This is a genomic window from Micromonospora ferruginea, from assembly GCF_013694245.2.
GTDB classification, from domain to species: Bacteria; Actinomycetota; Actinomycetes; order Mycobacteriales; family Micromonosporaceae; genus Micromonospora; species Micromonospora robiginosa.
Genome location: NZ_CP059322.2, coordinates 5,368,093 through 5,392,276, shown reverse-complemented (window position 1 = coordinate 5,392,276; position 24,184 = coordinate 5,368,093). Strand labels below are relative to the sequence as shown.

The 24,184-nt window shown below is 74.4% G+C and carries 22 protein-coding genes and 1 pseudogene; 14 read left to right on the top strand and 9 right to left on the bottom strand.

The features are described from left to right. Positions 1-79 precede the first annotated feature (79 nt). Both H1D33_RS23895 and H1D33_RS23890 read left to right on the top strand, forming a co-directional pair. Positions 80-847 carry an SGNH/GDSL hydrolase family protein gene (locus H1D33_RS23895; protein WP_181571028.1) on the top strand — a complete coding sequence of 256 codons (768 nt, stop codon included), beginning with the start codon at positions 80-82 and terminating at the stop codon, positions 845-847. Positions 848-850: 3 nt separating this feature from the next. Then, entirely contained in the window at positions 851-1,297 is a 447-nt protein-coding gene (locus tag H1D33_RS23890) for an imidazolonepropionase-like domain-containing protein (RefSeq protein ID WP_181571029.1), read from the top strand. A gap of 12 nt (positions 1,298-1,309) precedes the next feature. On the opposite strand, the gene H1D33_RS23885 is transcribed toward H1D33_RS23890, so the two are convergent. Then, on the bottom strand, positions 1,310-2,515 hold the full coding sequence (locus H1D33_RS23885; RefSeq protein ID WP_181571030.1) for a hypothetical protein: 1,206 nt from the start codon (positions 2,513-2,515) through the stop codon (positions 1,310-1,312). Continuing rightward, positions 2,508-3,038: a SigE family RNA polymerase sigma factor gene (locus tag H1D33_RS23880; protein WP_181571031.1), complete on the bottom strand. Its 531-nt coding sequence runs from the start codon at positions 3,036-3,038 to the stop codon at positions 2,508-2,510. The genes H1D33_RS23885 and H1D33_RS23880 overlap by 8 nt, the downstream gene beginning before the upstream one ends. 109 nt (positions 3,039-3,147) lie before the next feature. Between H1D33_RS23880 and H1D33_RS23875 the strand changes: the two genes are divergently transcribed. Then, complete coding sequence (locus H1D33_RS23875) at positions 3,148-4,050, top strand: sulfurtransferase (protein ID WP_181571032.1); 903 nt, start codon at positions 3,148-3,150, stop codon at positions 4,048-4,050. Positions 4,051-4,093: 43 nt separating this feature from the next. Here the strand turns inward: H1D33_RS23875 and H1D33_RS23870 are convergent, their stop codons facing one another. From H1D33_RS23870 to H1D33_RS23860, 3 genes are read right to left on the bottom strand one after another with little or no spacing between them, the layout of a single operon-like run. After that, positions 4,094-5,266, bottom strand: a complete 1,173-nt coding sequence (locus H1D33_RS23870) for a hypothetical protein (protein WP_181571033.1) — start codon at positions 5,264-5,266, stop codon at positions 4,094-4,096. Beyond that, positions 5,263-5,793: a SigE family RNA polymerase sigma factor gene (locus tag H1D33_RS23865; RefSeq protein ID WP_181571034.1), complete on the bottom strand. Its 531-nt coding sequence runs from the start codon at positions 5,791-5,793 to the stop codon at positions 5,263-5,265. Before H1D33_RS23865 ends, H1D33_RS23870 begins: the two co-directional genes overlap by 4 nt. Positions 5,794-5,809: 16 nt before the next feature. Beyond that, on the bottom strand, positions 5,810-6,403 hold the full coding sequence (locus tag H1D33_RS23860) for a TetR/AcrR family transcriptional regulator (protein ID WP_181571035.1): 594 nt from the start codon (positions 6,401-6,403) through the stop codon (positions 5,810-5,812). 95 nt (positions 6,404-6,498) lie between these two features. On the opposite strand from H1D33_RS23860, the gene H1D33_RS23855 reads away from it, so the two are divergent. The 7 genes from H1D33_RS23855 (at position 6,499) to H1D33_RS23825 (ending at position 16,324) form a co-directional block, all read left to right on the top strand. Further along, positions 6,499-7,731 carry an FAD-dependent oxidoreductase gene (locus tag H1D33_RS23855; RefSeq protein ID WP_307755241.1) on the top strand — a complete coding sequence of 411 codons (1,233 nt, stop codon included), beginning with the start codon at positions 6,499-6,501 and terminating at the stop codon, positions 7,729-7,731. A gap of 58 nt (positions 7,732-7,789) precedes the next feature. Further along, positions 7,790-8,404 (top strand): TetR/AcrR family transcriptional regulator, encoded by a 615-nt coding sequence (locus H1D33_RS23850; RefSeq protein ID WP_181571037.1) that lies wholly within the window; start codon positions 7,790-7,792, stop codon positions 8,402-8,404. An 83-nt stretch (positions 8,405-8,487) separates the two neighbouring features. Then, positions 8,488-9,825, top strand: a complete 1,338-nt coding sequence (locus tag H1D33_RS23845) for an acetyl-CoA carboxylase biotin carboxylase subunit (protein ID WP_181571038.1) — start codon at positions 8,488-8,490, stop codon at positions 9,823-9,825. 26 nt (positions 9,826-9,851) lie between these two features. Further along, positions 9,852-10,772 (top strand): hydroxymethylglutaryl-CoA lyase, encoded by a 921-nt coding sequence (locus tag H1D33_RS23840; RefSeq protein WP_181571039.1) that lies wholly within the window; start codon positions 9,852-9,854, stop codon positions 10,770-10,772. A gap of 94 nt (positions 10,773-10,866) precedes the next feature. After that, positions 10,867-12,399 carry an acyl-CoA carboxylase subunit beta gene (locus H1D33_RS23835; protein WP_181571040.1) on the top strand — a complete coding sequence of 511 codons (1,533 nt, stop codon included), beginning with the start codon at positions 10,867-10,869 and terminating at the stop codon, positions 12,397-12,399. A gap of 107 nt (positions 12,400-12,506) precedes the next feature. Continuing rightward, on the top strand, positions 12,507-13,661 hold the full coding sequence (locus H1D33_RS23830; protein ID WP_181571041.1) for an acyl-CoA dehydrogenase family protein: 1,155 nt from the start codon (positions 12,507-12,509) through the stop codon (positions 13,659-13,661). A 101-nt stretch (positions 13,662-13,762) separates the two neighbouring features. Continuing rightward, positions 13,763-16,324 (top strand): ATP-binding protein, encoded by a 2,562-nt coding sequence (locus tag H1D33_RS23825; protein ID WP_181571042.1) that lies wholly within the window; start codon positions 13,763-13,765, stop codon positions 16,322-16,324. A 220-nt stretch (positions 16,325-16,544) separates the two neighbouring features. Here the strand turns inward: H1D33_RS23825 and H1D33_RS23820 are convergent, their stop codons facing one another. Beyond that, complete coding sequence (locus H1D33_RS23820) at positions 16,545-17,039, bottom strand: MarR family winged helix-turn-helix transcriptional regulator (protein WP_181571043.1); 495 nt, start codon at positions 17,037-17,039, stop codon at positions 16,545-16,547. A gap of 101 nt (positions 17,040-17,140) precedes the next feature. Here H1D33_RS23820 and H1D33_RS23815 point away from each other — a divergent pair, with 101 nt between their 5' ends. Beyond that, a complete protein-coding gene (locus H1D33_RS23815; protein WP_181571044.1) occupies positions 17,141-17,722 on the top strand; it encodes a YceI family protein in 582 nt (193 codons plus the stop codon). Between the two features lie 255 nt (positions 17,723-17,977). Further along, positions 17,978-19,456, top strand: coding sequence for a glutamate-cysteine ligase family protein (locus H1D33_RS23810; RefSeq protein WP_181571045.1), 1,479 nt, complete (start codon positions 17,978-17,980; stop codon positions 19,454-19,456). A 342-nt stretch (positions 19,457-19,798) separates the two neighbouring features. Here the strand turns inward: H1D33_RS23810 and H1D33_RS23805 are convergent. Continuing rightward, positions 19,799-21,034 (bottom strand): annotated as a pseudogene (locus H1D33_RS23805) (hypothetical protein); the annotation flags it as partial. Positions 21,035-21,148: 114 nt separating this feature from the next. On the opposite strand from H1D33_RS23805, the gene H1D33_RS23800 reads away from it, so the two are divergent. Both H1D33_RS23800 and H1D33_RS23795 read left to right on the top strand, forming a co-directional pair. Further along, positions 21,149-21,829: a PASTA domain-containing protein gene (locus tag H1D33_RS23800; RefSeq protein ID WP_246411904.1), complete on the top strand. Its 681-nt coding sequence runs from the start codon at positions 21,149-21,151 to the stop codon at positions 21,827-21,829. A 118-nt stretch (positions 21,830-21,947) separates the two neighbouring features. Next, positions 21,948-23,003, top strand: coding sequence for a PASTA domain-containing protein (locus tag H1D33_RS23795; RefSeq protein WP_181571047.1), 1,056 nt, complete (start codon positions 21,948-21,950; stop codon positions 23,001-23,003). 4 nt (positions 23,004-23,007) lie between these two features. On the opposite strand, the gene H1D33_RS23790 is transcribed toward H1D33_RS23795, so the two are convergent. Further along, positions 23,008-23,463 carry a hypothetical protein gene (locus H1D33_RS23790; RefSeq protein WP_181571048.1) on the bottom strand — a complete coding sequence of 152 codons (456 nt, stop codon included), beginning with the start codon at positions 23,461-23,463 and terminating at the stop codon, positions 23,008-23,010. Between the two features lie 98 nt (positions 23,464-23,561). Beyond that, on the bottom strand, positions 23,562-23,849 hold the full coding sequence (locus tag H1D33_RS23785; protein WP_181571049.1) for a hypothetical protein: 288 nt from the start codon (positions 23,847-23,849) through the stop codon (positions 23,562-23,564). Positions 23,850-24,184: the final 335 nt, after the last annotated feature.

Sequence of the window (24,184 nt, the reverse complement as noted above, 5' to 3'; positions counted from 1 at the left end):
CCCGGGGGCGGGCGGGACCGGCCCGCGCGGTGGAAGACTGAGCGACGCATTTCCGCGGGGACGTCGGAGGGGAGGCGCCGTGCGCTGGCGCAGCTTCGTAGCGGTGGGCGACAGCTTCACCGAGGGCATGGATGACGCGTATCCGGACGGCAGTTACCGAGGGTGGGCCGATCTGGTCGCCACCCGGCTCGCCGCCGAGGCGGGTCCCGACTTCGGCTACGCCAACCTCGCCATCCGGGGTCGGCTCTTCCCGAACGTCGTGGCCGAGCAGGTGCCGTCCGCGCTGGCCATGAAGCCCGACCTGATCACGTTCGCGGCCGGCGGCAACGACGTGCTGCGCCGCACCTTCGACCCGGACGTCTTCGTCCCGCGCTTCGACAGGGTGGTCGAGCGGCTGCGCGGCGGCGGCAGCGACGTGGTGCTGTTCCGGTTCGCCGACGTGATGGCCCGGCTCCCCGGGCAGCGGCTGGTGGCCCCCCGGGTGACGCTGCTCAACCGGGCGGTCGGCGAGGTCGCCGAGCGGCACGGGGCGATCCTGGTCGACCTCTACTCCGACGAGGCCTACCTCAACCCGATGCTCTGGAGCACCGACCGGCTGCACCTGTCGGCGGCCGGGCACCGGCGGGTCGCCGCGCAGGTGCTCGCCGCGCTCGGCGTCGGCTGCGACGAGGAGTGGCTGATGGTGCCGCCGCACCCGGCGCCCACACCGTGGCTGGCCGCCCGCGCCGCCGACCTGCGCTGGGCCGGTCAGCACCTGGCCCCGTGGATCAGGCGCCGGCTGACCGGCCGTTCCTCCGGCGACTTCGTGACCGCGAAGCGGCCGGTCCTCGGTCCGGTCGACGGCTGACCGGTGCACACCGTCCACGCCGCCGACCTGCTGCGGCTCACGCTCGACGGCGAGCCCCGCGCCGGGCTGGCGGTTTTGGTCGACGGTCATCGGGTGGAGGCGGTCGCGCCGCTGGACGAGCTGACCGCCGCGTACCCGGGGGTGCGGGTGCGGCGGTGGGCCGGCACGCTCGGGCCGGCGCCGGTGCACGACGGCCCGCTGCCCCCGGCGCCGACCCCGCGCGAACGGGTGCACGCGCTGTTCCGGCTCGGCGCCGCCGCGGTGCTCGAGGCGCACGTCACCGACCCGGCGTTGCGGGCCGCCGCCGCGCGCAACGAGGTGGCGGTCCTGCCCGCCGCCCGGCCGGCGGCGCTGGTGGTCGGTGGCCGGGCCGACCTCGCGGTGTACGACCCGGACGGCTCCTGCCGGGCCACCGTGGTCGCCGGCCGGTTGGTGCACCGCCGTGCCTGACCCGCCGCCGGCTCAGGAGAACTGGAGCCAGCTCCGGTCCACCCCCCGACCGATGCCGAGGAACCACGTCCGGCCGTGCCGGACCGCGACGGTGCCGTCCGGCAGGACACCCACCGACGTGTCCAGGTCCGGCATCCGCAACGGCCCGCGCAGCTCGGGCACCTCGACGTAGCCACCGCCTGTTACGAAGCCCAACCCGCCGTACGCGCTGGTGACCACCAGCAGACCGGCCCCGGGCGCGGCGACCCCTTCGGTGTCGGACGGCAGGGCCGGCCCGGCCTGCCAGCGGTCGTCGGCCAGCCGCCACACCCGCGTCTGTCGAGCGGTCTCGACCAGCCAGACGTCGCGTCCGTCCGGGGCTAGCGCGAGCTGCCGGGCGCCGGAGACCGACGGCAGCGTCCGCCAACTGGTGCCCTGGTCGGCACTGGTCAGCACGGTCAGCCGATCACCCTCCAGGACGGTCAGCCAGAGCCGGCCGTCGGCGCCCTCGACCAGGACGTTCTCGGTGTCCGACCGGAGCGTGACCGGCGGCTGGTGGAAGTGCAGGCCGCCGCTCACCCGCAGCACGCGTTGCCGGTCGCAGGTCGTCGGCATCCCGTTCGGGGGGCAGCCGAGGTAGAGCCCGCTCGGGGTGGCGAAAGCGCGCCGGACCGCCGCCGGTGGCGCCTGGTACGGGTGGCGGGTGAAGCTGATCCCGCCGTCCGTCGTGACGAGGTAACCGGTACGCGTCGTCACGGCCAGCGTGTCCGCGTCCACGGGCAGGAGCTGCACCAGGCCGTTCGGCACCGCCGGCAGGCCGGTCCGCTGCCAGGTCACGCCACCGTCGACGGTCCGGGCGACGGTACGGCGGCAATCCTGCGACGACTCGCCGGCCTCGACGCAGGTGTCGACGAGCGACCAGCCGGCTCGGGCGGAGACGAAACGCAGGTCGATCAGCTCACCGGGCACCCCCGGCAGGGTGACCGTGCGGACGGTGAGCCGGCCGGTCGGACTCTGTGAACCCGTCGGCGTCGGCTGCGGCTCCGGCCGGTCGGCGCGCTGGGCGACCGCCAACGCCGAGGCCGGCCCGACCAGCATCATCGCGAGCAGGCCGGTCAGCAGGCCGCGCCGCCGTCGGCGGTCCCGGATCCGGCGTTGCACGTCGGCCACGCCCGGCGGGCGGAAGGTGGGCACGGCCGTCGCCTCGAACTCGACGAACAGGTCATCCACGTCAGGCACGGCGCGACTCCGATCCGGTCTCGGTGAGGTGGCCGGCGAGCGCGGCCCGCCCCCGGGAGAGCCGGGAGCGCACGGTGCCCTCCGGCGCGCCGACCTGCGCGGCGATCTCGGCGACGCTCAGGTGGGCCAGGTGGTGCAGCACGATCGCGCGCCGCTGGTCGGCGGGCAGAGTGGACAGGGCCTCCAGCAGCACCACCCGGTCCGGCTCCGGGCCGGGCACGTGTTCCTCCCGCTGCCGAGCCAGGTGCCGCACCGCGGTACGCACCCGGCGCAGCCGGCTGGTGGCCAGGTTCCAGGCGACCCGGCGGACGAACGCGGACGGGTCGTCGTACGCGGCGACGCGGGACCAGCGCTCCAGCGCCCGGCAGAACGCCTCCTGGGTCAGGTCCTGCGCCTCGCCGTGGTCGCCCAGGTAGGCGTAGAGCTGCACCGCGATCCGGTGGAAGTGCGCCCGGTAGAACTCGGTGAAGTCCTCCGGTGCGGTCCCGGCCCGGGGCGGCCGGTCCTGTTGCCGTGGGGTCATCGCGGTCCTCTGCGGTCGGCGGTGTTCGCAACTGTCACGCCCGACCCGCCGGATCCGCTGCATCCGGACGTCACATCCACCGCGGCCGACCCGGCGTACCTTGGAAATCATGCCTGTGCCGAGCGATCCGCATCCCCACCTCCAGTCGTACGCCGACCCGCAGCGCCTGGTCACCACCGAGTGGCTGGCCGAGCACCTGGGCGACGAAGGGCTCGTGGTGGTCGAGTCCGACGAGGACGTGCTCCTCTACGACACCGGCCACCTCCCCGGCGCCGTCAAGGTCGACTGGCACACCGAGCTGAACGACCAGGTCACCCGCGACTACCTGGACGCCGCGAGCTTCGCCGAGCTGTGCGCGGCCAAGGGCATCGGCCGCGACGACACGGTCGTCTTCTACGGCGACAACTTCAACTGGTGGGCCGCGTACGCCCTCTGGGTGTTCTCCCTCTTCGGCCACGCCGACGTGCGGCTGCTCGACGGCGGCCGGCAGAAGTGGATCGCCGAGGGCCGGGAGCTGACCCGCGACAAGGTGAGCCGGCCCCGCGCCGACTATCCGGTGCCGCAGCGCAACGACGCGCCGATCCGGGCCTACCGGGAGCAGGTGATGGCGCACGTGGCGGCCGGCCGGCCGCTGGTCGACGTGCGCTCGCCCGGTGAGTACACCGGCGAGATGCTGCACATGCCGGACTATCCGCAGGAGGGCGCGCTGCGCGGCGGGCACATCCCGGGCGCGGTGAGCAAGCCGTGGAAGTCCGCCGCGAACGACGACGGCACGTTCAAGTCCGCCGACGAGCTGCGGGCCATCTACGCCGACCAGCTCGGGCTGAGCCCGGCCGACGACGTGGTGGCCTACTGCCGGATCGGCGAGCGGTCCAGCCACACCTGGTTCGTGCTGCACCACCTGCTCGGCTTCCCGCAGGTGCGCAACTACGACGGTTCGTGGACCGAGTGGGGCAACCTGGTCCGGGCACCCGTCGTGAAGGGCGACCAGCCCGGCGGCCTGACCCGCTGAGCGTTCCGGCCGGCCCCCGCCACGTGGCTGGGGACCGGCCGGGTCAGCGCGCGGACAGCGACACCGGACCGGTCACGTCGCGGGCCACCCGGTCCACCTCGCCGGTCTCCGGGCGCCAGCGGGCCAGACCGGTGGGGTCGGAGCGGAACAGCACCCCGCCGTCGGCCGACCAGCCGAGCACCTCGCAGCAGGCCTTCGCCCGGTCCTCACGGCCCAGGTCGAGCAGGCGGGTCACCGCTCCGGTGCGGGCGTCCACCACGGCCACCCCCTCGGCCCCGCCCATGCTGCCGGTGGTGGTCCAGCCCGCCTGGGCGATCCGGTCGCCGCGCTGCCAGCCCCGACCGTAGACCTCGTCCAGCCGGTAGCCGGGCGGAAGGTCGCCGGTGCCCACCGACAGTTGCTGCGGCGCGCCGCCGGCGGCGGGGAACCGGCGTACGGACAGGCCGTCCTCCGCGCCGCCGAGGGTGAGCAGGTCGCCGGGACGGGCCGGCTCGGGCACGACCAGCCCCCACGGGTCGACCGGCAGCTTTCGGGCCGTCCCGGTGTCCCGGTCCACCTCGTACGCGGTGTCGTTGTCGCCGACGAGCAGCCGGTCACCGGCCCAGACGACGTGTTCCAGGTAGCCGGCGAGTGGATAGCGGCGCACGGCAGCCTTGGTCAGGTCGACCACGACCACCTCGCCGACCTGCGCGAACGCGGCGGTCCGACCGTCCGGGGACAGGCTGCCCGGCTTGAGCGGCGCGGCCTCGTTGCCGCTGGCGTCCCGGGTGGGGGCGAGTGTCACCACGTCGAGTTCCCGGACCAGTCCGTCGTCGCCGAGCACCCGGACCGGCTCGGCCTCGCCGGTCTTCGGGTCGACCGGTTGGCGAAGCGCCAGGGCCCGGTCGACCGGCCGGGCGGAGAGCGGGGCGGCGATCCGGTCGCCGAGCCGGCCCAGCGGGTCGTCGATCAGGCCGAGCACGGGCGGGGGCTGCTGCACCGGCGACGCGCTGGGGTCCGGGCGTACCACCGGATGGGCCGGGGCGGGCGGCCCGGCGCGGTGCAGGAGTGCTGTCGTGCCGCCGCCGATCAGGGCGACCGCCACGGCGGCGGCGCCGGCGGCTCGCCGCGCGCGGCGGACCCGTCCGGCCCGCTCCCAGCCGGCGGTCGCCGGTCGGGTCGGCCGGACGTCCTCCGCCGCCCGGTTCAGCAGCCGGGTCAGGTGCGGTTCGTTCACGGGTTCGCCTCCATCCCGGTGACCAGGCCGTCGTCGGCGTCGCCCAGCTCGGGTGCCACCTCGCGGAGCCGGCGCAGCGCCGCGTGGCACTGGCTCTTGACGGTGCCCACGGTGACGCCGAGCGCCTCGGCGGTGGCCACCTCGGTGAGGTCCTCGAAGTAGCGCAGCACCAGGACCGCCCGCTGGCGCGGCGGCAGCCGGTCGAGCGCGGCCCGCACGGTCAGGCGCAGCGCGTCGTCGGTGTCCACGCCCGCCCGCTCCGGCGGGTCCGCGCTGAGCCGTTCCCGCCGCCGGCGTCGCCACCAGGAGACCGCGTCGCGGTAGAGGATGGCGCGCACGTACGCGGCCGGATCGCCGTCGCGCACCGTGGACCAGCGCAGCGCCACCTTCAGCAAGGCGTCCTGGAGCAGGTCCTCGGCCTGGTGGCGGTTGCCGCAGACCAGGTACGCGGCGCGCAGCAGCCGGTGCTGGTGCGCCTCGACGAAGGCGAGGTAGTCCGCCCGCCCGTGATCCACGGCCCGCCCCATCCGGCTGCTCCCTCCGTCATTCCGCAGACGCCTGGGGCGGTGGAAAAGGTTGGGTCAGGTAGCGCTGGATCGTCGGGCCGACCCATTCGGCCAGCTCGTCCGGGTCGAGTTCGACCACCGGGGGCAGCCGGATCACGTACCGGGTGAGGGCGAGGCCGAGGATCTGGCTGGCCACCAGGCCGGCCCGGCGCGCGGCGGTCGTCGGGTCGGCGCCGGAGCGGGCCACCGCCGTGGCGAGCTGCCCGGCGAAGATGCCGCGCATCCGTTCCGCCGCGCCCGGGTTGGTGCTGGCGGCCCGGAGCAGGGCGATGAGTGTGCCGTCGGCCTCCCACCGGCGCAGGAAGTGCCGGGCCAGCGTCTCGCCGAGCCGCTCGGACGGCACCTGGGCCAGGTCGGGCAGGTGCAGGTCGAACTCGGCCGCGGCGGCGAAGAGCCCTTCCTTGCTGCCGTAGTAGCGCATCACCATCGACGGGTCGATCTGGGCGTCGGCGGCCACCGCCCGGATGGTGGCCCGGTCGTAGCCGTCGGCGGCGAAGCGCTCCCGGGCGGCACGCAGGATGGCGGCCCGGGTGGCGTCGGAGCGGCGGGTGCGGGCAGGCGGTCCGGTCATGTCCACGACTGTAGGCCAACACACGTTGACATCGATGCAGGTGATAGGTCAACAATTGTTGGCAAACGCCTGTTGACCCAATCGGAGGTGCAGTGATGCTGCCCGAACGCACGGACGTCCTGGTGGTCGGGGCCGGGCCGACCGGCCTGGCCGTGGCCGTCACCCTGGCCGAGCGCGGGGTGGGGGTGACCGTGGTCGAGAAGCTGGCCGATCCGCCGGTCACGTCCCGGGCCGCCGTCGTGCATGCCGGCACGCTGGAGGTGCTCGACCGGATCGGGATCGCCGAACCGCTCGCCGGCCGGGGGCTGCACTCCGCCCGGTTCACCGTCCGCGACCGGGACCGCGTCCTCGCCACCGTCGGATTCGACCGGCTGCCGTCCCGCTACCCGTACGCGCTGCTGATCTCGCAGGCGGAGACCGAGGCGGTGCTCGCCGACCGCCTCGCCGCGCTCGGCGGGCGGGTGCTGCGCCCGTACGAGCTGATCGACCTGGACCTCGACGGTGCCGGCGCGACCGCCCGGTTCTCCGGCGGCGACACGGTCCGGGCCCGCTGGGTGGTCGGCGCGGACGGGATGCACAGCCGGGTCCGTGAGTTGGCCGGCATCGGCTTCGGCGGCCCGGCCGATCCGGGCGAGTCGTTCCTGCTCGCCGACGTGCGGGTGGACAGCGCGCTCCCGCGTGACCAGGTCACCCTGTTCCTGTCGCGCGGTGGGCCACTGGTCTGGGCGCCGCTGCCCGACGGCACGGTCCGGCTGGTCGCCACCGTCGCCGACGCGCCGCGCGAGCCGCAGGCGCGGCACTTCCAGGCGCTGCTCGACGAGCGCGGCCCGGCGCGGCGACCGGACCGGGTCCTCGACGTGGCGTGGGCGTCCCGGTTCCGCATCCACCACCGGATCGCGAGCAGCTACCGGTCCGGCCCGGTGCTGCTCGCCGGCGACGCGGCGCACGTGCACAGCCCGGCCGGCGGGCAGGGGATGAATCTCGGGCTGCGGGACGCGGTCGCGCTCGGCGAGGCGCTCGCCGCGGGCCCCGAGGCCCTCGATCGGTACGCGGCGGACCGCCGCCCCCGCGCCGAGGAGGTGCTCGGCTTCGCCGCCGGCCTGACCCGCCTAGCCGCCGCCCCACCCCCCTTGCGGCCACTGCGGAACCTCCTGCTCCGAACGGCCTCCACCCTCCCCGGTCCGACGACGCCTGGCCGTCCGCCTGGCCGGTTTCGAGCCCACCCCGCCCTCGCCGATCTTGCAGTTGCGGCCCCCGTCCGGTCCGCTTCCTGTCGCTTTGCCCGGGCCGGAAGTGCAAGATCGGCGAGGTGGGGGCGGGACGGGTGACGTGACTGGCGGGTAACCACGGCTCCCTCGCCTGGAAGGCGCGGTCTAGGCTGGCCCGGTGGCGGTGGAACAGCAGGCGCGGGGTGCGGCGGGCACGGCCCGGCGCCGGTCCCGGCGGGACGAGATCCTGGAGATCGCGGTCGGCCTCTTCGCGGCGCGGGGCTATCACGGCGTGTCGATGGACGACATCGGCGCGGCCGCCGGCGTCACCGGGCCGGCGCTCTACCATCACTTCGCCGGCAAGGAGGCGATGCTGGCCGCCGCGCTGATCCCGGTCAGCGAGGGGCTGTTGGCCGGCGGGCGGGAGCGCGCCGCCGCCCACCCGGACGACCCGCGCGGCTCGCTGGAGTCGCTGATCGACTTCCACGTCGAGTTCGCGTTGGCCAATCCCGCGGTGATCGCGCTGCACCTGCACGAGCTGGACCGCCTCCCGGACGAGCCGCGCCGCCGGATCCGCCGGCTCCAGCGGATGTACGTCGAGGAGTGGGTCACGGTGCTGACCGCGCTGCACCCGGGCCTGCCGGACGGTGCCGCCCGGGTGCTCGCCCACGCGGCGTTCGGCCTGATGAACTCCACCCCGTTCCTCGGCGGCGAGGTGGACCGCCGCCGCCGGGCGGAACTGCTGCGTGGCGCCGCCCTGGCGGCCCTGCTGGCACCCACCGACCCCGCCTGACACGCCGCGCGCACCTTAACGCGTGTTAAGAAGGGGCCCCGGCTATACACCAGGCGTTAAGAAGGGGCCCTTCCTTGCCGAACATGTTTGATTCGCTGCTGGTTGCGAACCGTGGGGAGATCGCTCGGCGCGTTATTCGCACGGCCCGTCGGTTGGGGGTGCGGGCCATCGCGGTGCACTCGGAGGCCGACGTTGACCTGCCGTTCGTGACCGAGGCCGACGAGGCGGTGTGTGTCGGCCCGGCCAACCCGGCGCAGAGCTACCGGAACGTCGAGGCGATCCTCGCCGCCGCCCGGAGCACCGGCGCGCAGGCGATCCACCCCGGATACGGCTTCCTGTCCGAGAACGCCGACTTCGCCCGTACCGTCTCCGAGTCCGGCCTGATCTGGGTCGGGCCCGGCGCGGACGCGATCACCGCGATGGGCGACAAGATCAACGCCCGGAACCTGATGGCTGCGGCCGGGGTCCCGGTCGCGCCCGGCACCACCGAGCCGGCGGCCGACCTGGACGCGGCGGTCGCGGCCGCCGCCGAGATCGGCTACCCGGTGATGGTCAAGGCCGCGGCGGGGGGCGGCGGCATGGGCATGGGCGTGGCCGCCGACGAGGCCGGGCTGCGCACCGAGTACGACAAGGTCCGCGCGTTCGCGGAGCGCATGTTCGGCGACGGCTCGGTGCTGATCGAGCGCTACTTCCCTCGGGTACGCCACGTCGAGGTGCAGATCCTCGGCCTGGCCGACGGCCGGGTGGTGGCGCTCGGCGAGCGCGAGTGCTCGGTGCAGCGACGCAACCAGAAGCTGGTCGAGGAGTCGCCCTCCCCGGCGGTCTCGGCGGAGTTGCGGGAGCGGTTCCTGGCGGCGGCGGTCCGGGCCGGCGAGGCGGTGAACTACCGCAACGCGGGCACGGTCGAATGTTTGCTCGACCCATCCACGCAGGAGTTCTTCTTCCTGGAGATGAACACGCGCCTCCAGGTCGAGCACCCGGTCACCGAGTACGTCTACGGCGTCGACCTGGTCGAGGAGCAGCTCCGGGTGGCGGCCGGCCTGCCGCCGACGTTCGATCCGGACGCGCTCACCCCGCGCGGGCACGCGATCGAGCTGCGGGTCAACGCCGAGGACCCGAAGCGGTTCCTGCCCGGCCCGGGCGCGATCCGGACCTGGGTGGAGCCGACCGGCGAGGGCGTCCGGGTGGACTCCGGCTACGTCGAGGGCAACACGGTCACCCCGTTCTACGACAGCCTGCTGGCGAAGCTGATCGTCAGCGGCGCCACCCGCGAGGAGGCCGTGCGGCGCGCCCGCGCGGCGGTGGCCCAGTTCGAGATCGCCGGCCCGAAGAACAACCTGCCGTTCTTCGCCGAGCTGCTGGAGAACCCGGAGTTCCTCTCCGGCGACTACGACACCGGCATCGTCGGCCGGATGCGCTGACTTTCGACTCAAGTGAGGTGAACGTGATGGCGGAACTGCCAGCTTCCGTGAGCATTCGGGAGGTCGGCCCCCGGGACGGGCTCCAGAACGAGGAGCCGATCCCGACCGACGCCAAGGTGCGGTTGCTCGACGCGCTGTCCCGAACGGGGGTACGGCGGATCGAGGCGGTCTCCTTCGTGCACCCGAAGGCGATCCCGCAGATGGCCGACGCCGACGAGGTGTGGCAGCGGGCGGCGCGGGTCGACGGGGTGCGCTACTCGGCGCTGGTGCCGAACACCCGGGGCGCGCAGCGGGCGCTGGCCGCCGGCTTCACCGAGATCGAGGTGGTGGTGTCGGCCAGCGACACGCACAACCGGCGCAACGTCAACCGCTCGACCGACGAGTCGCTGGACGACATCGCCGAGCTGATCGACCTGCTGCACGGCGCGGGCGCGACCGCCGAGGTGATCGTGGCGACCAGCTTCGGCTGCCCCTACGAGGGTGACGTGGACCCGCGGCGGGTCGCCGGGATCGTCGACCGGGTCGCCCGCGACGGCGCGGACCGGGTCGCGTTCGGCGACACCACCGGCATGGGTACGCCCCGGCGGGTCCGCGAGCTGGTCACCGCGGTCCGGGACCGCAACGCCCACCTGCCGGTGCTGCTGCACTTCCACAACACCCGGGGCACCGCGCTGGCGAACATGCTGACCGCGATGGAGCTGGGTGTCACCGAGTTCGACGCCAGCGTCGGTGGTCTCGGCGGCTGCCCGTACGCGCCGGGCGCCAGCGGCAACCTGGCGACCGAGGAGGCGGTGCACATGCTGCACGACATGGGCGTCGACACCGGGATCGACCTGGACGTCCTGATCGGGGCGGCGGAGCTGGCCGAGCGGCTGGTCGGCAAGAAGCTGCCGTCCGGCGTGCTCCGCGCCGGCCCGCGTACCCGCCTCACCCCGTTGCCCGGCTGACCCCGCCGGCCCGTTCCCTCCGGGGTCGCCGGAGGGGGCGGGCGTGGGGTAGCCTAACGATCGTTCAGGTCGGTGGGGTGGCGAGGGAGTCGGCGTGACGCTCGACGGTGAGGCTCTGGAGCAGTTGCGCAAGCGCGCCCGTGCCGGCGGTGCGGACAAATACCACGCGGCCAACGCCGCGAAGGGCAAGCTGTTCGCCCGCGAGCGGGTGGCGCACCTGGTCGACGAGGGGTCCTTCGTCGAGGACGGGCTCTACGCCAACGCCATGGCCGACGGGTTGCCCGCCGACGGCGTGGTCACCGGCACCGCGACCATCGACGGCCGGCCGGTCTGCCTGATGGCGAACGACTCCACGGTCAAGGCCGGGAGCTGGGGCGCACGCACCGTCGAGAAGATCATCCGCATCATCGAGCGGGCCTACACGACCAAGGTGCCGATGGTCTACCTGGTCGACTCCGCCGGCGCCCGGATCACCGACCAGGTCGACCTGTTCCCCGGCCGGCGCGGCGCCGGGAAGATCTTCTGGAACCAGGTCCGGGCCTCCGGCGCGATCCCGCAGGTCTGCGCGCTCTTCGGGCCCAGCGCGGCCGGCGGGGCGTACATTCCGGCGTTCTGCGACGTGGTGGCCATGGTGGACGGCAACGCCAGCATGTATCTCGGCTCCGACCGGATGGTCGAGATGGTCACCGGCGAGAAGACCACGCTGGAGGCGATGGGCGGGGCCAAGGTGCACTGCACCGAGTCCGGGGTGGGCCACTTCCTCTGCAAGACCGAGACCGACGCGCTCGACGTGGTGCGGACCTACCTGTCCTACCTGCCGGCCAACTGGACCGAGACGCCGCCGGCCGCCGAGGCGAAGCCCGCGCCGGAGAAGGCCGACCTGGCCGCGCTGGTCCCGGCCAGCGAGCGGCAGGCGTTCGACATGCGGCGGTACGTCAAGGGCCTGGTCGATGACGGCAGCTTCTTCGAGATCCAGGCGCTCTGGGCCAAGGAGCTGACCATCGGCTTCGGCCGGCTGAACGGCGAGGTCGTCGGTGTGGTCGGCAACAACTCGATGTTCAAGGGCGGCGTGCTCTTCGTCGACTCGGCCGACAAGGCGACCCGGTTCGTGCAGCTCTGCGACGCGTTCAACGTGCCGCTGCTGTTCCTCAGCGACGTGCCCGGCTTCATGGTCGGCAGCGCGGTGGAGAAGCAGGGCATCATCCGGCACGGCGCGAAGATGATCACGGCGATCTCCGAGGCGACGGTGCCGAAGATCTGCGTGGTGGTCCGCAAGGCGTACGGCGCGGGCCTCTACGCGATGGCCGGCCCCGGTTTCGAGCCCGACGCCACCATCGCGCTGCCCACCGCGAAGATCGCCGTGATGGGCGCCGAGGCCGCGGTCAACGCCGTCTACGCCAACAAGATCGCCGCGATCTCCGACGAGACCGAGCAGGCCGCGTTCGTCGCCGCGAAGCGCGAGGAGTACGAGCGCGACATCGACGTCGTCCGGCTCGCCAGCGAGCTGGTGGTGGACGCGATCGTCGAGCCGCACGAGCTGCGCGCCGAGCTGGTGCGCCGCTTCGCCGCCGCCCGCACCAAAACCCGCGAGTTCTCCCATCGCCGCCACGGCGTAACCCCCGTCTGACCGGTAAGGAAGGGCCCCCGCTTAACGCCTGGCGCATAGGAAGGGCCCCGCTTAACGCTTCCGGCGTCACGAGCGTCCGGCGGCCCGCCCCTTCCAGGAGGATCGACATGGACTTCCGGCTCGACGAGGAGCAGCAGGCGCTGCGCGAGAGCGTCCGGGACTTCGCCCGCGAGGTGGTCGCCCCGGTGATCGGCGAGCACTACGAGAAGCACACCTTCCCGTACGAGGTCATCCGGCAGATGGGCAAGATGGGCCTGTTCGGCCTGCCCTTCGCGGAGGAGCACGGCGGCATGGGTGGCGACTACTTCGCGCTCTGCCTGGCCCTGGAGGAGCTGGCCCGGGTCGACTCCAGCGTGGCGATCACCCTGGAGGCGGCGGTGTCGCTGGGCGCGATGCCGATCTACCGCTTCGGCACCGACGAGCAGAAGGCGCGCTGGTTGCCGAAGCTGCTCAGCGGTGAGGCGCTGGCCGGCTTCGGGCTGACCGAGCCGGGCACCGGCTCCGACGCCGGCGGCACCCAGACCCGGGCGGTGCTCGACGAGGCGACGAACGAGTGGGTGATCAACGGTTCGAAGGCGTTCATCACGAACTCCGGCACCGACATCACCGTGCTGGTGACCGTCACCGCGGTCACCGGCATCCGGCCGGACGGCGGCAAGGAGCTGTCCACCATCATCGTGCCGTCCGGCACGCCCGGCTTCACGGTCGCGCCCGGCTACTCCAAGGTCGGCTGGACCGCCTCGGACACCCACGAGCTGACCTTCGACGACTGCCGGGTGCCGGCGGCCAACCTGCTCGGCGAGCGCGGCCGGGGCTTCGCCCAGTTCCTGCGCATCCTGGACGAGGGCCGGATCGCCATCGCGGCGCTGGCCGTCGGCCTGGCCCAGGGCTGCGTCGACGAGTCGATCAAGTACGCCAGGGAGCGCCAGGCGTTCGGCCAGCCGATCGGCAACTACCAGGCGATCCAGTTCAAGATCGCCGACATGGAGATGAAGGCGCACACCGCCCGGCTGGCCTACTACGACGCGGCCGCCCGGATGCTGGCCGGCGAGCCGTTCAAGCGGCAGGCCGCGATCGCCAAGCTGCACGCCAGCACCGTCGCGGTGGACAACGCCCGGGAGGCGACCCAGATCCACGGCGGCTACGGCTTCATGAACGAGTACCCAGTCGCCCGCTTCTGGCGCGACTCCAAGATCTTGGAGATCGGCGAGGGCACCAGCGAGGTCCAGCGCATGATCATCGCGCGCGACCTCGGCATGTGAACCGCGCCCGCATCATCCGTCTGTCGGATATCGGCGTCGTACGGTCGGGTGGTTGACGATCGGCTGTGGAGCGTCGGATCCCGTCCGTACTCTTCGAGCCCATGACTCCCGACCATGATCGTTCGCGGAGCCCGGGCAGCGGGCCGCCGCTGTCCGATCTGTTGCGCGGGCACCGGCTCGCCGCCGGCCTGACCCAGGCCGAGCTGGCCGAACGGGCGGGCGTGGGCGTGCGGACCGTGCGCGATCTGGAGCGGGGCCGGGCGACCCGGCCCCAACGCACCACCGTCGACCTGCTCGCCGACGCGCTCGGCCTGACCGACGTCGGCCGGCGGGAGTTCGTCGTCACCGCCCGGCCGACGCCGTCCGCCGCGCCGGCCTCCACGCCGGTCGAGGCCGTGTCCGATCCGGGTACGCCGGTCGCGCTGCCCCAGCCCGTACCGCTGCTCGGCCGGGAGCGCGACGTGGCGGAGGTGTCCGCCCTGCTCGACGCGTACCCGGTGGTGAGCCTGGTCGGGCTGGCCGGCGTCGGCAAGACCGCGCTCGCGCTCACCGTGGCCCACGCGGTCGCGGCCCGGCACCCGGGCGGTGTGGCCGGGGTGCTGGTCGGCGAGGGCTCGGACGCCGCCGACGTGCTCGCCGCCTCGACGTCGGTGTTCGGCGTGAGCCGGCCCGCCGACCTCGCCTGCCGGTTCGCCGGCCGGCCGGCGCTGCTGCTCGTCGACGCCGTCGACCGGGCGCCCGGGCCGGTGGCCGAGGCGCTGCGCTCGCTGACCGACGCCGCGCCGGGCCTGCGGGTGCTGGTGACCGGTCGCCGCCCGGTCGGGCTGCCCGGCGAGCTGGTGCGGCCGGTGGCGCCGCTCGACGTGCCGCCGGCCGGCGTGCAGCCGGCGGACCGGGCCGAGCTGGACCGCTGGCCCGCCGCGGCGCTCTTCGCCGCCCGGTTCACCCAGGCCCGGCACGCGCCACCCACCCGGGCCGAGCTGCCGGCGCTCGCCGCGCTGGTCCGCCGACTCGGCGGGCTGCCCCTGGCCGTCGAGCTGATGGCCGCGCGGGGGCGGATCCTCGACGTCACCGAGCTGCTGGACCGGTACGGCGACCGGGTGCTCGACCTGGCCGGCGTGCGCCCCGGCTGGGAGCCCGTCGACCCGGCCGCCGGCACGGTCACGTTGCGCGAGGCGGTGGCGACCAGCTACCACCTGCTCGCCGCCGTCGATCGTGCCGCGCTGCGGCGGCTGTCCGCGTTCCGCAACCGCTGGTCCGTCGAGCTGGCCGAGGAGTTGCTCGCCGACGGCGGTCACCGCTGGGACGCGGTGCCGCTGCTGGACCGCCTCCGCGAGTTGGGTCTGCTCAGCGTCCGGGGCACCGGCCCGTTCCGGTTCCGGCTGCTGGACGCGGTCCGCGACTTCGCGGCCGAGCAGGCCGATCTGGAGTTCGAGACGGCGGGCATCCGGCTGCGGCACGCCAGTGTGATCGCCGGGCTGGTCCGCCGTACCGCGCCCGGTCTGGTCGGCGCGGAGCTGCCCGGCACCGTGCACCTGCTCGACGAGGCGACCGGTGACATCAGCGCCGCGCTGGCGTACGCCGCCGAGGACGCGCCGGCCATCGCGTTGCTGCTGGCCGCCGCGCTGCCCCGGTGGTGGCGGCTGCGGGGGCGGGACGTCTCGGGCCGGGCGTGGCTGCGTCGGCTGCTGGCCGATCCGCGTACCGCCGGTGCGCCGCCGGTGCTGCGGGCGTGGGCGTTGCTCGGCTCGGCGCGGCTGGCCGCCGAGCACGGGGCGGGGCCGGAGGAGCTGCCGTCGGCCCGGGCGGCGCTGGCCGTCTTCGCCGAAGCCGGCGACGTGACCGGGGAGTTGTCCGCCCGGTCGGTGCTCTGCGCGGTGCTGCGTGGGCTCGGCGCGCACGACGAGGCCCGGGAGCAGGCCGACGCGGCCCTGGCGCTGGCCACCCGGCACGGCCGGGTACGCGAGATGGCGGTCGCCCAGCACCACCTGACCTGGCACGACGTACGCGTGGGAGAGCTGGCCGGTGGCCGGCGGCGGCTGGCCACGGTCGACCGGTTGGCCGCGCAGTGCGGCGACCAGCGACTCCGCCTGCTGGCGCGGGCCGACCTGGCCGAGCTGGCCCGGCTGGAGGGCCGCTACGCCGAGGCGGCCGAGCAGGGGCGACGGGCGGCGGCGGCACTTGTCGAGCTGGGCGACCCGGGTCGGCGCCGCCGGACGATCGGCGGCGTGGGGCTGGCGCTCGCGCTCCAGGGGCGGGGTGACGAGGCGCTGGCGGTGGTGGCCGAGCTGTGGCCGTCGGGTCCGGTGCCGCGTCCGCGCCGCCCGCCGGCCGCCGAGCGGTGGGATCCGCCGGTGGTGGGTCGGGACGTCCGCACCGAGGACGCGCTCCGCGCGCTGATCGAGGGCCAGGTGGCGTTGAACCGGGGCGACCGGGAGCTGGCGGCCGAGTGGTTCGCCGCGGCGGCCGAGGCGGCGGCCGGCGGCGCGGACCGGCGGGACCTGGTCGAGGCGCTGGTGGGACTGGCGGCCAGCACCGGCGACGTGGCCGTGCTGGACCGACTGGACCGGGCGCGGCAGGTGACCGGCGTCAGCCTGCTGCCCCGGGAGGAGGAACTGCTCTATGCGCTGGCGGCGCAGCGGGAACGCGCGCGGCGGGCGTGAGCGGAGCCGGTGGGCTCGACGAGGGCGCGGGGGTGGCGCGAGCGAAGTAGCCCCCTGGTGCTGCCCCTCGCTCCACGCTCGCGCCAGCACCCCCCGGTGCCCCCCGCTTCCGGCAGCCTATCCAGGCGCGTCGAGCGGTTCCGACACCCTTGTCGTATTTATCCCGGCGGCGGGACGGTTCTGCCGGTCGTTCTGCCGGTAACCCACGGGTAGCGGCGACTCAGCAGGTGGGGCCCTCGGTCGCTTCGGTGCTGCCGGCGGTGGCGCCCGGGTGGACGGCGTCCCGCACCCGGCGCAGCCCGTCCAGGAGGCCGGCCAGCTCGGCCGGGGCGAGCTGGCCGGTGAACCACTGCTCGATGATCGTCAGGTGGCCGGGCAGGATCTCGTCCAGTCGACCGAGGCCGGAGGCGGTGACCACCGCGAAGGAGCTGCGCCGGTCGGACGGGCAGGCGCGGCGGCGGATCAGCCCGTCGCGTTCCATCCGGTCGACCACCCGGGTGACGCCGCTGGTGGAGAGCGAGGTCTGCGCCGCGAGGTCGGTCATCCGCAGTTGGTTGTTGGGTGACCGGGCGAGCCGGGTGAGCACCTCGAACTCGACCGGGGAGAGCCCGTGCTCCTCGAACTGGGCGGCGAACCGGGCGGACAGCCCGGCGTGCGCCTCGTAGAGGAGGCCGACGGCGGTGATCCGGGGGTCGTCGAACACGTTCTGATCCACGTCACCATCCTAGCAACACTTGACACAGGGAATATTGCCGTAGTTATAGTTGCTCAGTCAGTCGTTGGGCTACTAAACAATCTTCTCCGGAGGAGAGCATCATGACCAGCAGCACCGAGGCGACTACCCGCGACTGGGAGGGCCTCACCATTCCGGCCCCCGGCACCTACCTCCTGGACGCCGCCCACAAGCGGGTCGGGTTCGTCGCGCGGCACATGATGGTCAGCAAGGTACGCGGTGAGTTCGCCGACGCCACGGCCACCATCACCGTCAGCGAGGACCCGCTGCAGTCCGCGGTCACCGCCAGCATCCAGGCCGCCAGCATCAACACCGCGCAGGCGGACCGCGACGCGCACCTGCGCAGCCCGGAGTTCCTCGACGCCGAGCAGTTCCCGACGCTGGAGTTCCGCAGCACCGGCGTGAAGTCCCGCGAGGGCAACGAGTTCGTGCTCGCCGGCGAGCTGACCATCAAGGGCGTGACCCGTCCGGTCGACCTCCAGGTCGAGTTCGAGGGCGTCGGCCGCAGCCCGTTCGGGCAGGACATCTTCGGCTTCTCCGCGCACACCGAGATCGACCGCGAGGACTTCGGCCTGACCTGGAACGTCGCCCTGGAGACCGGTGGCGTGCTGGTCGGCCGCAAGGTCAAGATCGAGATCGAGGGTGAGGCCATCCGCCAGGGCTGAGCCCTCGCCACGGCCCCACGGGCCCGCACCGTCGCAGCCGACGGCGCGGGCCCGTCGCCGTATCCGGGGTCGTGCGGATTGTCACGTGTTGTTCGCCGGTTACATGCGCTGCGCGAGGTGGCGACGGGGTACAGGTGCAGACCTACCCCGACCCGCGATCCACCAGGGCCGGACGCACTTACGCAGATCACGTGGATGGTTCACAATGCGTTGCGGAACGCCAACGGTTCCGCAGCGCCGGCGCCGGGAGGACACATGGGCAGAGACGTCGAGCAGGGCGCCTTCTCCCGCGAGGATCGGGTCCGCTACCGGCAGAAGGTCCGTCGGTGCCTGGACGTCTTCGCGCTGATGCTTGACGACTTCGGCTTCGACGCCGACCGGCCGATGACCGGGTTGGAGATCGAGCTGAACCTGGTCGACGCCGCCGCCGAGCCGGCCATGCGCAACGACCAGATCCTGGCCGACATCGCCGACCCGCTCTTCCAGACCGAGCTGGGCCAGTTCAACCTCGAACTCAACGCGTCGCCCCGGTTGATCGAGGGCACCGGGTTCACCGACTACGAGCAGGACCTGCGCAGCAGCCTCAGCCGCGCCGACGAGCGGGCCGCCAAGTCCGACGCCACCATCGTGATGGTCGGCATCCTGCCCACCCTCACCGAGCGTCACCTGGTCGCCGACAACCTCTCCACGGACGAGCGTTACCGGGTGCTCAACGACCAGATCGTCGGCGCCCGGGGCGAGGACATCGAGCTGGACATCAACGGCGTCGAGCGACTGCGTACGCACACCGACTCGATCGCGCCGGAAGCCGCCTGCACCAGCCTCCAGTTCCACCTCCAGGTCGCGCCGGACAGCTTCGCCGACCACTGGAACGCCTCCCAGGCGATCGCCGGCGTCCAGGTCGCGGTCGGCGCCAACTCGCCGTTCCTCTACGGCCGGCAACTCTGGGCGGAAACCCGGATCGCCCTGTTCGAGCAGGCCACCGACACCCGACCGGACGAGCTGAAGGCCCAGGGCGTACGCCCGCGGGTCTGGTTCGGCGAGCGCTGGATCACCTCGATCTTCGACCTGTTCGAGGAGAACGTCCGCTACTTCCCGCCGCTGCTGCCGATCTGCGAGGAGGAGGACCCGGTCGAGGTGCTGCACGCCGGCGGGGTTCCCAAACTCGGCGAGCTGCGGCTGCACAACGGGACCGTCTACCGCTGGAACCGCCCGGTCTACGACATCATGAACGGCCGCCCGCACCTGCGGGTGGAGAACCGGGTGCTGCCCGCCGGCCCGACCGTGGTGGACATGCTCGCCAACGCCGCGCTCTACTTCGGCCTCGCCCGGGGCCTGGCCGAGGCCGAACGGCCCATCTGGAGCCAGCTCACGTTCAGCTCGGCCGAGGAGAACTTCCACGCCGCCGCCCGGCGCGGCATCGAGGCGGTGCTGCACTGGCCCCGGCTCGGCGACGTACCGGTCACCACGCTCGTCCTCGACACGCTGCTGCCGGTGGCCGCGCAGGGGCTCGACGGGTTCGGTGTCGCCCCGGCCGAACGCGACCGGCTCCTCGGCGTGATCGAGGGACGCTGCCGCACCGGCCGCAACGGCGCGGTCTGGCAGACCGAGACGGTGTGGGCGGCCGAGCGGCACCGTGGCATGGATCGCAAGGCCGCGCTGCACCACATGGTCCAGCGCTACGCCGAACTCCAGCGCACCAACGAACCAGTCCACACCTGGCCCGTCGACTGAGGTGTAAGGCGGGGCCCCTTCTTAACGCCTCCGGTAGAGGCGGGGCCCCTTCTTAACAACTCCCCACGAGCGGCGGCGGGATCAGCGCGTACGGCGGCGGGGTTTCGGCTCGTCGGCCGGCGGCGTGATCGCGGTGTCCCCGGGTGCCGGCTCGGCGATGCCCGGTGGCGAATCGTCCCCGGGCTCCCGTTGCTGGGGCACGGCCCGGCCACGACGACCGGCGCTCGTCCGCGCGGCGTCACCCGTCCCGGACTGCCCGCCCGCCGCGCGACCGGTACGGCTCGCCGCCTCCCGCTCCTCCGCCGCCACCCCGTCGCGGCCCGAGCCGGCCAGGGCGTCGCGGCCCGAGCGTCGCGTCGCGTCGCGGCCGACGGCCGCCGTCACCGACGGGTCGGGGTCGGACGGGTGAACCTCTCCACCGGCCGGCACCTCCGCCGGCGTGGCGGCCCGGCCCCCGAAAGCGGTCGTCGCGGCGTCGGCGCCGGAGTCCGGCTCGCCGCGCCCGGCCCGCCGCCCGAAGAACCGCCGCGCCGGCTTCGCCACGGCCGGCTGCCCGTCGGCCGCCGGTCCAGGCTGTCCATCGGTCGTCGGCTGCGACTGACCGTCGATCTCCGTAACCGGCCGTCCGTCGACATCCGGCTCGGCAGGCCCCGGCTCGCCGCGTCGCTGGTCCGGCACGACCGCCGCCGTGCGGTCCGCGGCCCGGCGGTCGGCCCGCTGGGCCAGCGCGGCCACCAGGACCGAGCCGCCCACGCCGGCGATCACCGCGTACGGGGCGATCAGGTGGGCCGACAACTGCTCGGCGGCGATCCCGGCGAGCCGCGGCACGGCCAGCAAGTAGGCCAGCGCGACCAGCAGCGGACCGGCCGCCCCGGAGGCGGTGGCACCGACGCGTGCCAGCGGCGAGCGGGTCGCACGCCGGGCGGCCAGCACGCCGATCAGCAGGGCGGAGCCCAGCGAGAGCAGCGCCCCGGGCCAGTAGAAGTAGTCGCGGATCCAGAACCCGGCGCGGTCCGCGCTGATCTGCCAGATGCCGAGCTGGGCGGTGGTCAGGCCCCGGCCGGAGAGCACTCCGTCCACCACCGACACCACGGCGAGCAGCCAGAGCCAGCCGGTGGTGGCGAGCAGGTTGGTCGCGGCGGCGCGGGTGTGCAGCGCCCAAGTCGCCAGCAGTACGCCGAGCACCAGCCCGGCGGCGGCGTACGCGGCGGCCACGGTCTGCGGCGCGGACGTGTCGGGCACCCGGGCCGCCCGGGCCGGCACGGCCACCAGAAGCACGGTGACCAGCGCGCCGACACCGGCGGCGAGTGCGAGCCCGAGCCGGGGCAGCGCGCCGGCCGGTTCCTCCCCGCCGCCGCGCAGGCGCTGGGCGCAGACCGCACCGACGACGACCGAGGTCGCGGCGATCCAGGTGGCCCAGGCGAGGCTCGCCACCCAGGCCGACTCGACGCGTACGGTGCCGGTGGGCGCCCAGTTGATGATGCCGAGCCCGTAGCCGAAGCCGAGCTGCGCGGCCCCCGCGCCGGCAGCCACGCCGAGCGCGGCGGCGGTCGATCCTCCCCAGCCCCGTCTGGCCATGCCGGGCAGCGTAGCGTCCCGAGGTCGGCCCGGCGAGTCGTGGGAGCGGCCGGCCGCGCGTGAGCGGCTTGGCGGGACCGGCTACGGTCGCCGGTGACTGAGGCGGGGGACGCGATGACGGACGATCGGCAGCCGGTACCCGACGAGACCGGTCCGGGCCGGACCCGGCTGGTGGTCGGTGGCGGCCTGGCGGCGGCCCTGCTGGCGGTGATCGGTGCGAGCGTGGGCTGGGTGCTGGCCGGCGATCCCGACCGGTCGACCGTGTCGCCCGAGGCCACGCCACCACCGGCCGCGTTGCCGTCCCGTTCCTCCCAGGTCACGCCCTCCCAGGTCGCGCCCACCACGGGTCGCTCCGCCGAGGATCGTCCGACCGGTTCTCGGTCGACCACTCCGGCCGGGTTGACGGTGCCGGAGCTGGTGGGCACCGACTTCGAGCAGGCCCGGCGGGAGTTGCGCGACCGCCGGCTCGGCTGGCGGCTGGTGTTCGGGAGCGGCTCGGGCCGCGCGGTGGAACGCACGTCACCGAGCCCTGGCGCGCCGGTCCGGCGCGGTGTGACCGTGACCGTCTGGGTCGCCGGGCCGGCGCCGGCCGTCACCGTGCCCGACCTGGGCGGTCAGTCCTGTTCGGACGCGGTCGACGAGCTGGTGGAGGCGGGGCTCTATCCCCGCTACCGCACCGGCAGGCAGGGGCCGGTCGGCGGGCAGGATCCGGTCGCCGGTGGCACCGCGCGCTGGAACGACCAGGTCACGCTGACCTGCGGCGTCGCACCGTCCGATCCGCCGCCGACCCCCTGACGGTACGCACGCCCGACCGGCCCTGCCGGCGCGCTGATCCCGGCCGGCGTGGCCGTGGCCCGTTACCGTGGACGTTCGAGGGCCCGTGCCCCGTCCCGGGTGGGGAAGGACGTGTGTCATGAGCGACGACCGTCAGGAGCCACCGGCCGGTGACGCGGACGCGACCCGGGCGCTGCCACCGGATCGGGGCGCCGACGCCACCCCCGCCGCACGGCCCGACCCTGCCGCCGACGCGGACGCCACCCGCGCGATGCCCCGCGACGCGGCCGGTGCGGAGGACGCGGACGCCACCCGCGCGATGCCGCGCGACGCGGCCGGTGCGGAGGACGCGGACGCCACCCGCGCGATGCCCCGCGACGCGGCCGGTGCGGAAGACGCGGACGCCACTCGCGCCATACCCCGCGACGCGGACGCCACCCGCGCCATGCCGCGCGGCGGGGCGGACGCGGACGCGACCCGGGCGATGCCACGGGACCGTGGTGGGGACGCGACGCGGGTCGAGCCGCGGGCCGACGCCACCCGGCCGTTGCCCGGCGGGGCGTCGCGGCCGCTCGATGCCACCGGCCGGTCGGAGCCGGTCGGTGGTGCGGCCTGGTCCGGGCGGGCCGGGGTGCCGCCGCCCCGGCCGGCCGGCTACCCGGAGCCCGGCGCCGAGTGGTACGGCGACGAGCAGTCCGGCCGCCGCTGGTGGATGCCGATCCTGCTGGGCATCCTCGCGCTGGTCCTGATCGGGCTGATCGCGGCCGGGGTCTGGCTCGCGCTGCGTGCCGCGGACCGTGACCCCGGCTCGGGCACGTCACCGTCGGCGGCGCCGAGCACCTCGGCGCAGACGAGCGCCTCGCCGACCAGCGAGTCGCCGAGCAGTTCGCCGTCGAGCGAGTCGCCGTCCACGAGCGCGGCGGTCGAGGTGCCGATGCCCCCGCTGGTGGGGCTGCCCGAGGCGGCGGCCCGGGCGGCCCTGGACCGGCTCGACATCGACTACCGGGTGCAGCGCCGGCCGTCGGATCGACCGGCGGGCACGGTGATCGCCACGGACCCGGAGGCCGGTTACTCGGTGGGCGAGGGCGAGCGGGTCACGCTCGTGGTGGCCGCGCCGCCGGCACCGACCACCGGCGCGCCGACGACCACCCGGACCACCTCGGGTGCCACGCCCTCCACCACCGCCACGCCCTGACCGGTCACCACTGTCGGCGACGGGTGCCGACCAGACCGAGCCCGGCCAGCGAGATGGCGAGCCCGAGCAGGCCGGTGTAGAACAGCGATCGTCCGGGTGCGGCCGGCTCGGCCGGGCGGTCGGCCAGCGAGCCTTCCTCGGCACCGGCACCGGCACCGGCACCGGCACCGGCACCGGCACCGGCCGAGCCGGGCGTCGGCGCATCGTCGGCCGCCGGCTGGTCCTCGTCCGGTTCGTCCTCGTCGGGTGCCGGTTCGGCGACGGACCGGGCGTCCCCCTCGGCGACGGTGATCTCCGGGGCGGGCACCGGCTCGGCCAGTTGCTGGGTGGCGGAGAAGGCCGGGTGTCGGACCACGAGCGCGAGCACTGTCGCGACCCCGAGGAACACGAAGAGCCCGAGGGCGTAACCGATGCGGGACCGGTGGTGCCGCCGCGCGGCGGGCAGTTTGACCATGACCATCCCTGGTTCAGGGTCCGGGGCGCGCGGGGTGGAACGTGCCGGGGTGGGCGTACCGATTCTATGGCGTCGGCACGCCCACCCGGCCGGGAATCGTGAGGTCAGCCCACCCGGACCGGAGTCCGGACGATCGGCCGGCGGGCCGTGCGGACGGTGTGCTGACGAGGGACCGGCGCGGCCTGGACCTGCCGCAGCCCCTCCTGCTGTACGAAGATCGACCGCCGGTTGACCGCGTCCCCCGCCGCGTTCAACTCGTAGCCGTCGAGCCAGAGCCAACCGTCGTAGGTCGGCCAGTCGAGCACCCGGATCATCCGGAACATGATCGGTCGGAGGAACTGGACACTCGCCGCGCGCGTCACGTGCAGTACGTCACCGGAGCGGGGAAGCACATGGGCTCCTGGGAAGGTTCGGCCGGCGGCGGGGCCGGCGAGGCTGAACGGGGGTCGGGTGCGGTCCGGTGACGGGGGTTCTGCCTCGTGGACCGACGGTCGGTGGGGCGGTGCTGGTCGGGCCGTACCCGCGGTGGCGAACCGCCACCCGACCATCACCCGGCTGCTCCCGGTTACCGCTCCCGCCGCCGCAGCCGAGCTGGCGTGCAGCGGCGGGGTCTTCATTCCGGTGCAGGTCTCACGGCGCGGGACGGCTCCCCTCCGGCCGTCCCGCGAACCGTGGTGTCACCACGCCCGGAGATCAAACGAAGACGGTGAGTAACCCGTGCCATACG

What these genes read in the sequence shown, in the direction of transcription:
- H1D33_RS23795 (WP_181571047.1), top strand. Translation starts at nt 21,948, where the DNA reads ATGAGCGACGACCGTCAGGAGCCACCGGCCGGTGACGCGGACGCGACC.
- H1D33_RS23815 (WP_181571044.1), top strand. Translation starts at nt 17,141, where the DNA reads ATGACCAGCAGCACCGAGGCGACTACCCGCGACTGGGAGGGCCTCACC.
- H1D33_RS23865 (WP_181571034.1), bottom strand. Translation starts at nt 5,793, where the DNA reads ATGGGGCGGGCCGTGGATCACGGGCGGGCGGACTACCTCGCCTTCGTC.
- H1D33_RS23845 (WP_181571038.1), top strand. Translation starts at nt 8,488, where the DNA reads ATGTTTGATTCGCTGCTGGTTGCGAACCGTGGGGAGATCGCTCGGCGC.
- H1D33_RS23830 (WP_181571041.1), top strand. Translation starts at nt 12,507, where the DNA reads ATGGACTTCCGGCTCGACGAGGAGCAGCAGGCGCTGCGCGAGAGCGTC.
- H1D33_RS23875 (WP_181571032.1), top strand. Translation starts at nt 3,148, where the DNA reads ATGCCTGTGCCGAGCGATCCGCATCCCCACCTCCAGTCGTACGCCGAC.
- H1D33_RS23840 (WP_181571039.1), top strand. Translation starts at nt 9,852, where the DNA reads ATGGCGGAACTGCCAGCTTCCGTGAGCATTCGGGAGGTCGGCCCCCGG.
- H1D33_RS23855 (WP_307755241.1), top strand. Translation starts at nt 6,499, where the DNA reads ATGCTGCCCGAACGCACGGACGTCCTGGTGGTCGGGGCCGGGCCGACC.
- H1D33_RS23800 (WP_246411904.1), top strand. Translation starts at nt 21,149, where the DNA reads ATGACGGACGATCGGCAGCCGGTACCCGACGAGACCGGTCCGGGCCGG.
- H1D33_RS23860 (WP_181571035.1), bottom strand. Translation starts at nt 6,403, where the DNA reads ATGACCGGACCGCCTGCCCGCACCCGCCGCTCCGACGCCACCCGGGCC.
- H1D33_RS23790 (WP_181571048.1), bottom strand. Translation starts at nt 23,463, where the DNA reads ATGGTCATGGTCAAACTGCCCGCCGCGCGGCGGCACCACCGGTCCCGC.
- H1D33_RS23810 (WP_181571045.1), top strand. Translation starts at nt 17,978, where the DNA reads ATGGGCAGAGACGTCGAGCAGGGCGCCTTCTCCCGCGAGGATCGGGTC.
- H1D33_RS23880 (WP_181571031.1), bottom strand. Translation starts at nt 3,038, where the DNA reads ATGACCCCACGGCAACAGGACCGGCCGCCCCGGGCCGGGACCGCACCG.
- H1D33_RS23825 (WP_181571042.1), top strand. Translation starts at nt 13,763, where the DNA reads ATGACTCCCGACCATGATCGTTCGCGGAGCCCGGGCAGCGGGCCGCCG.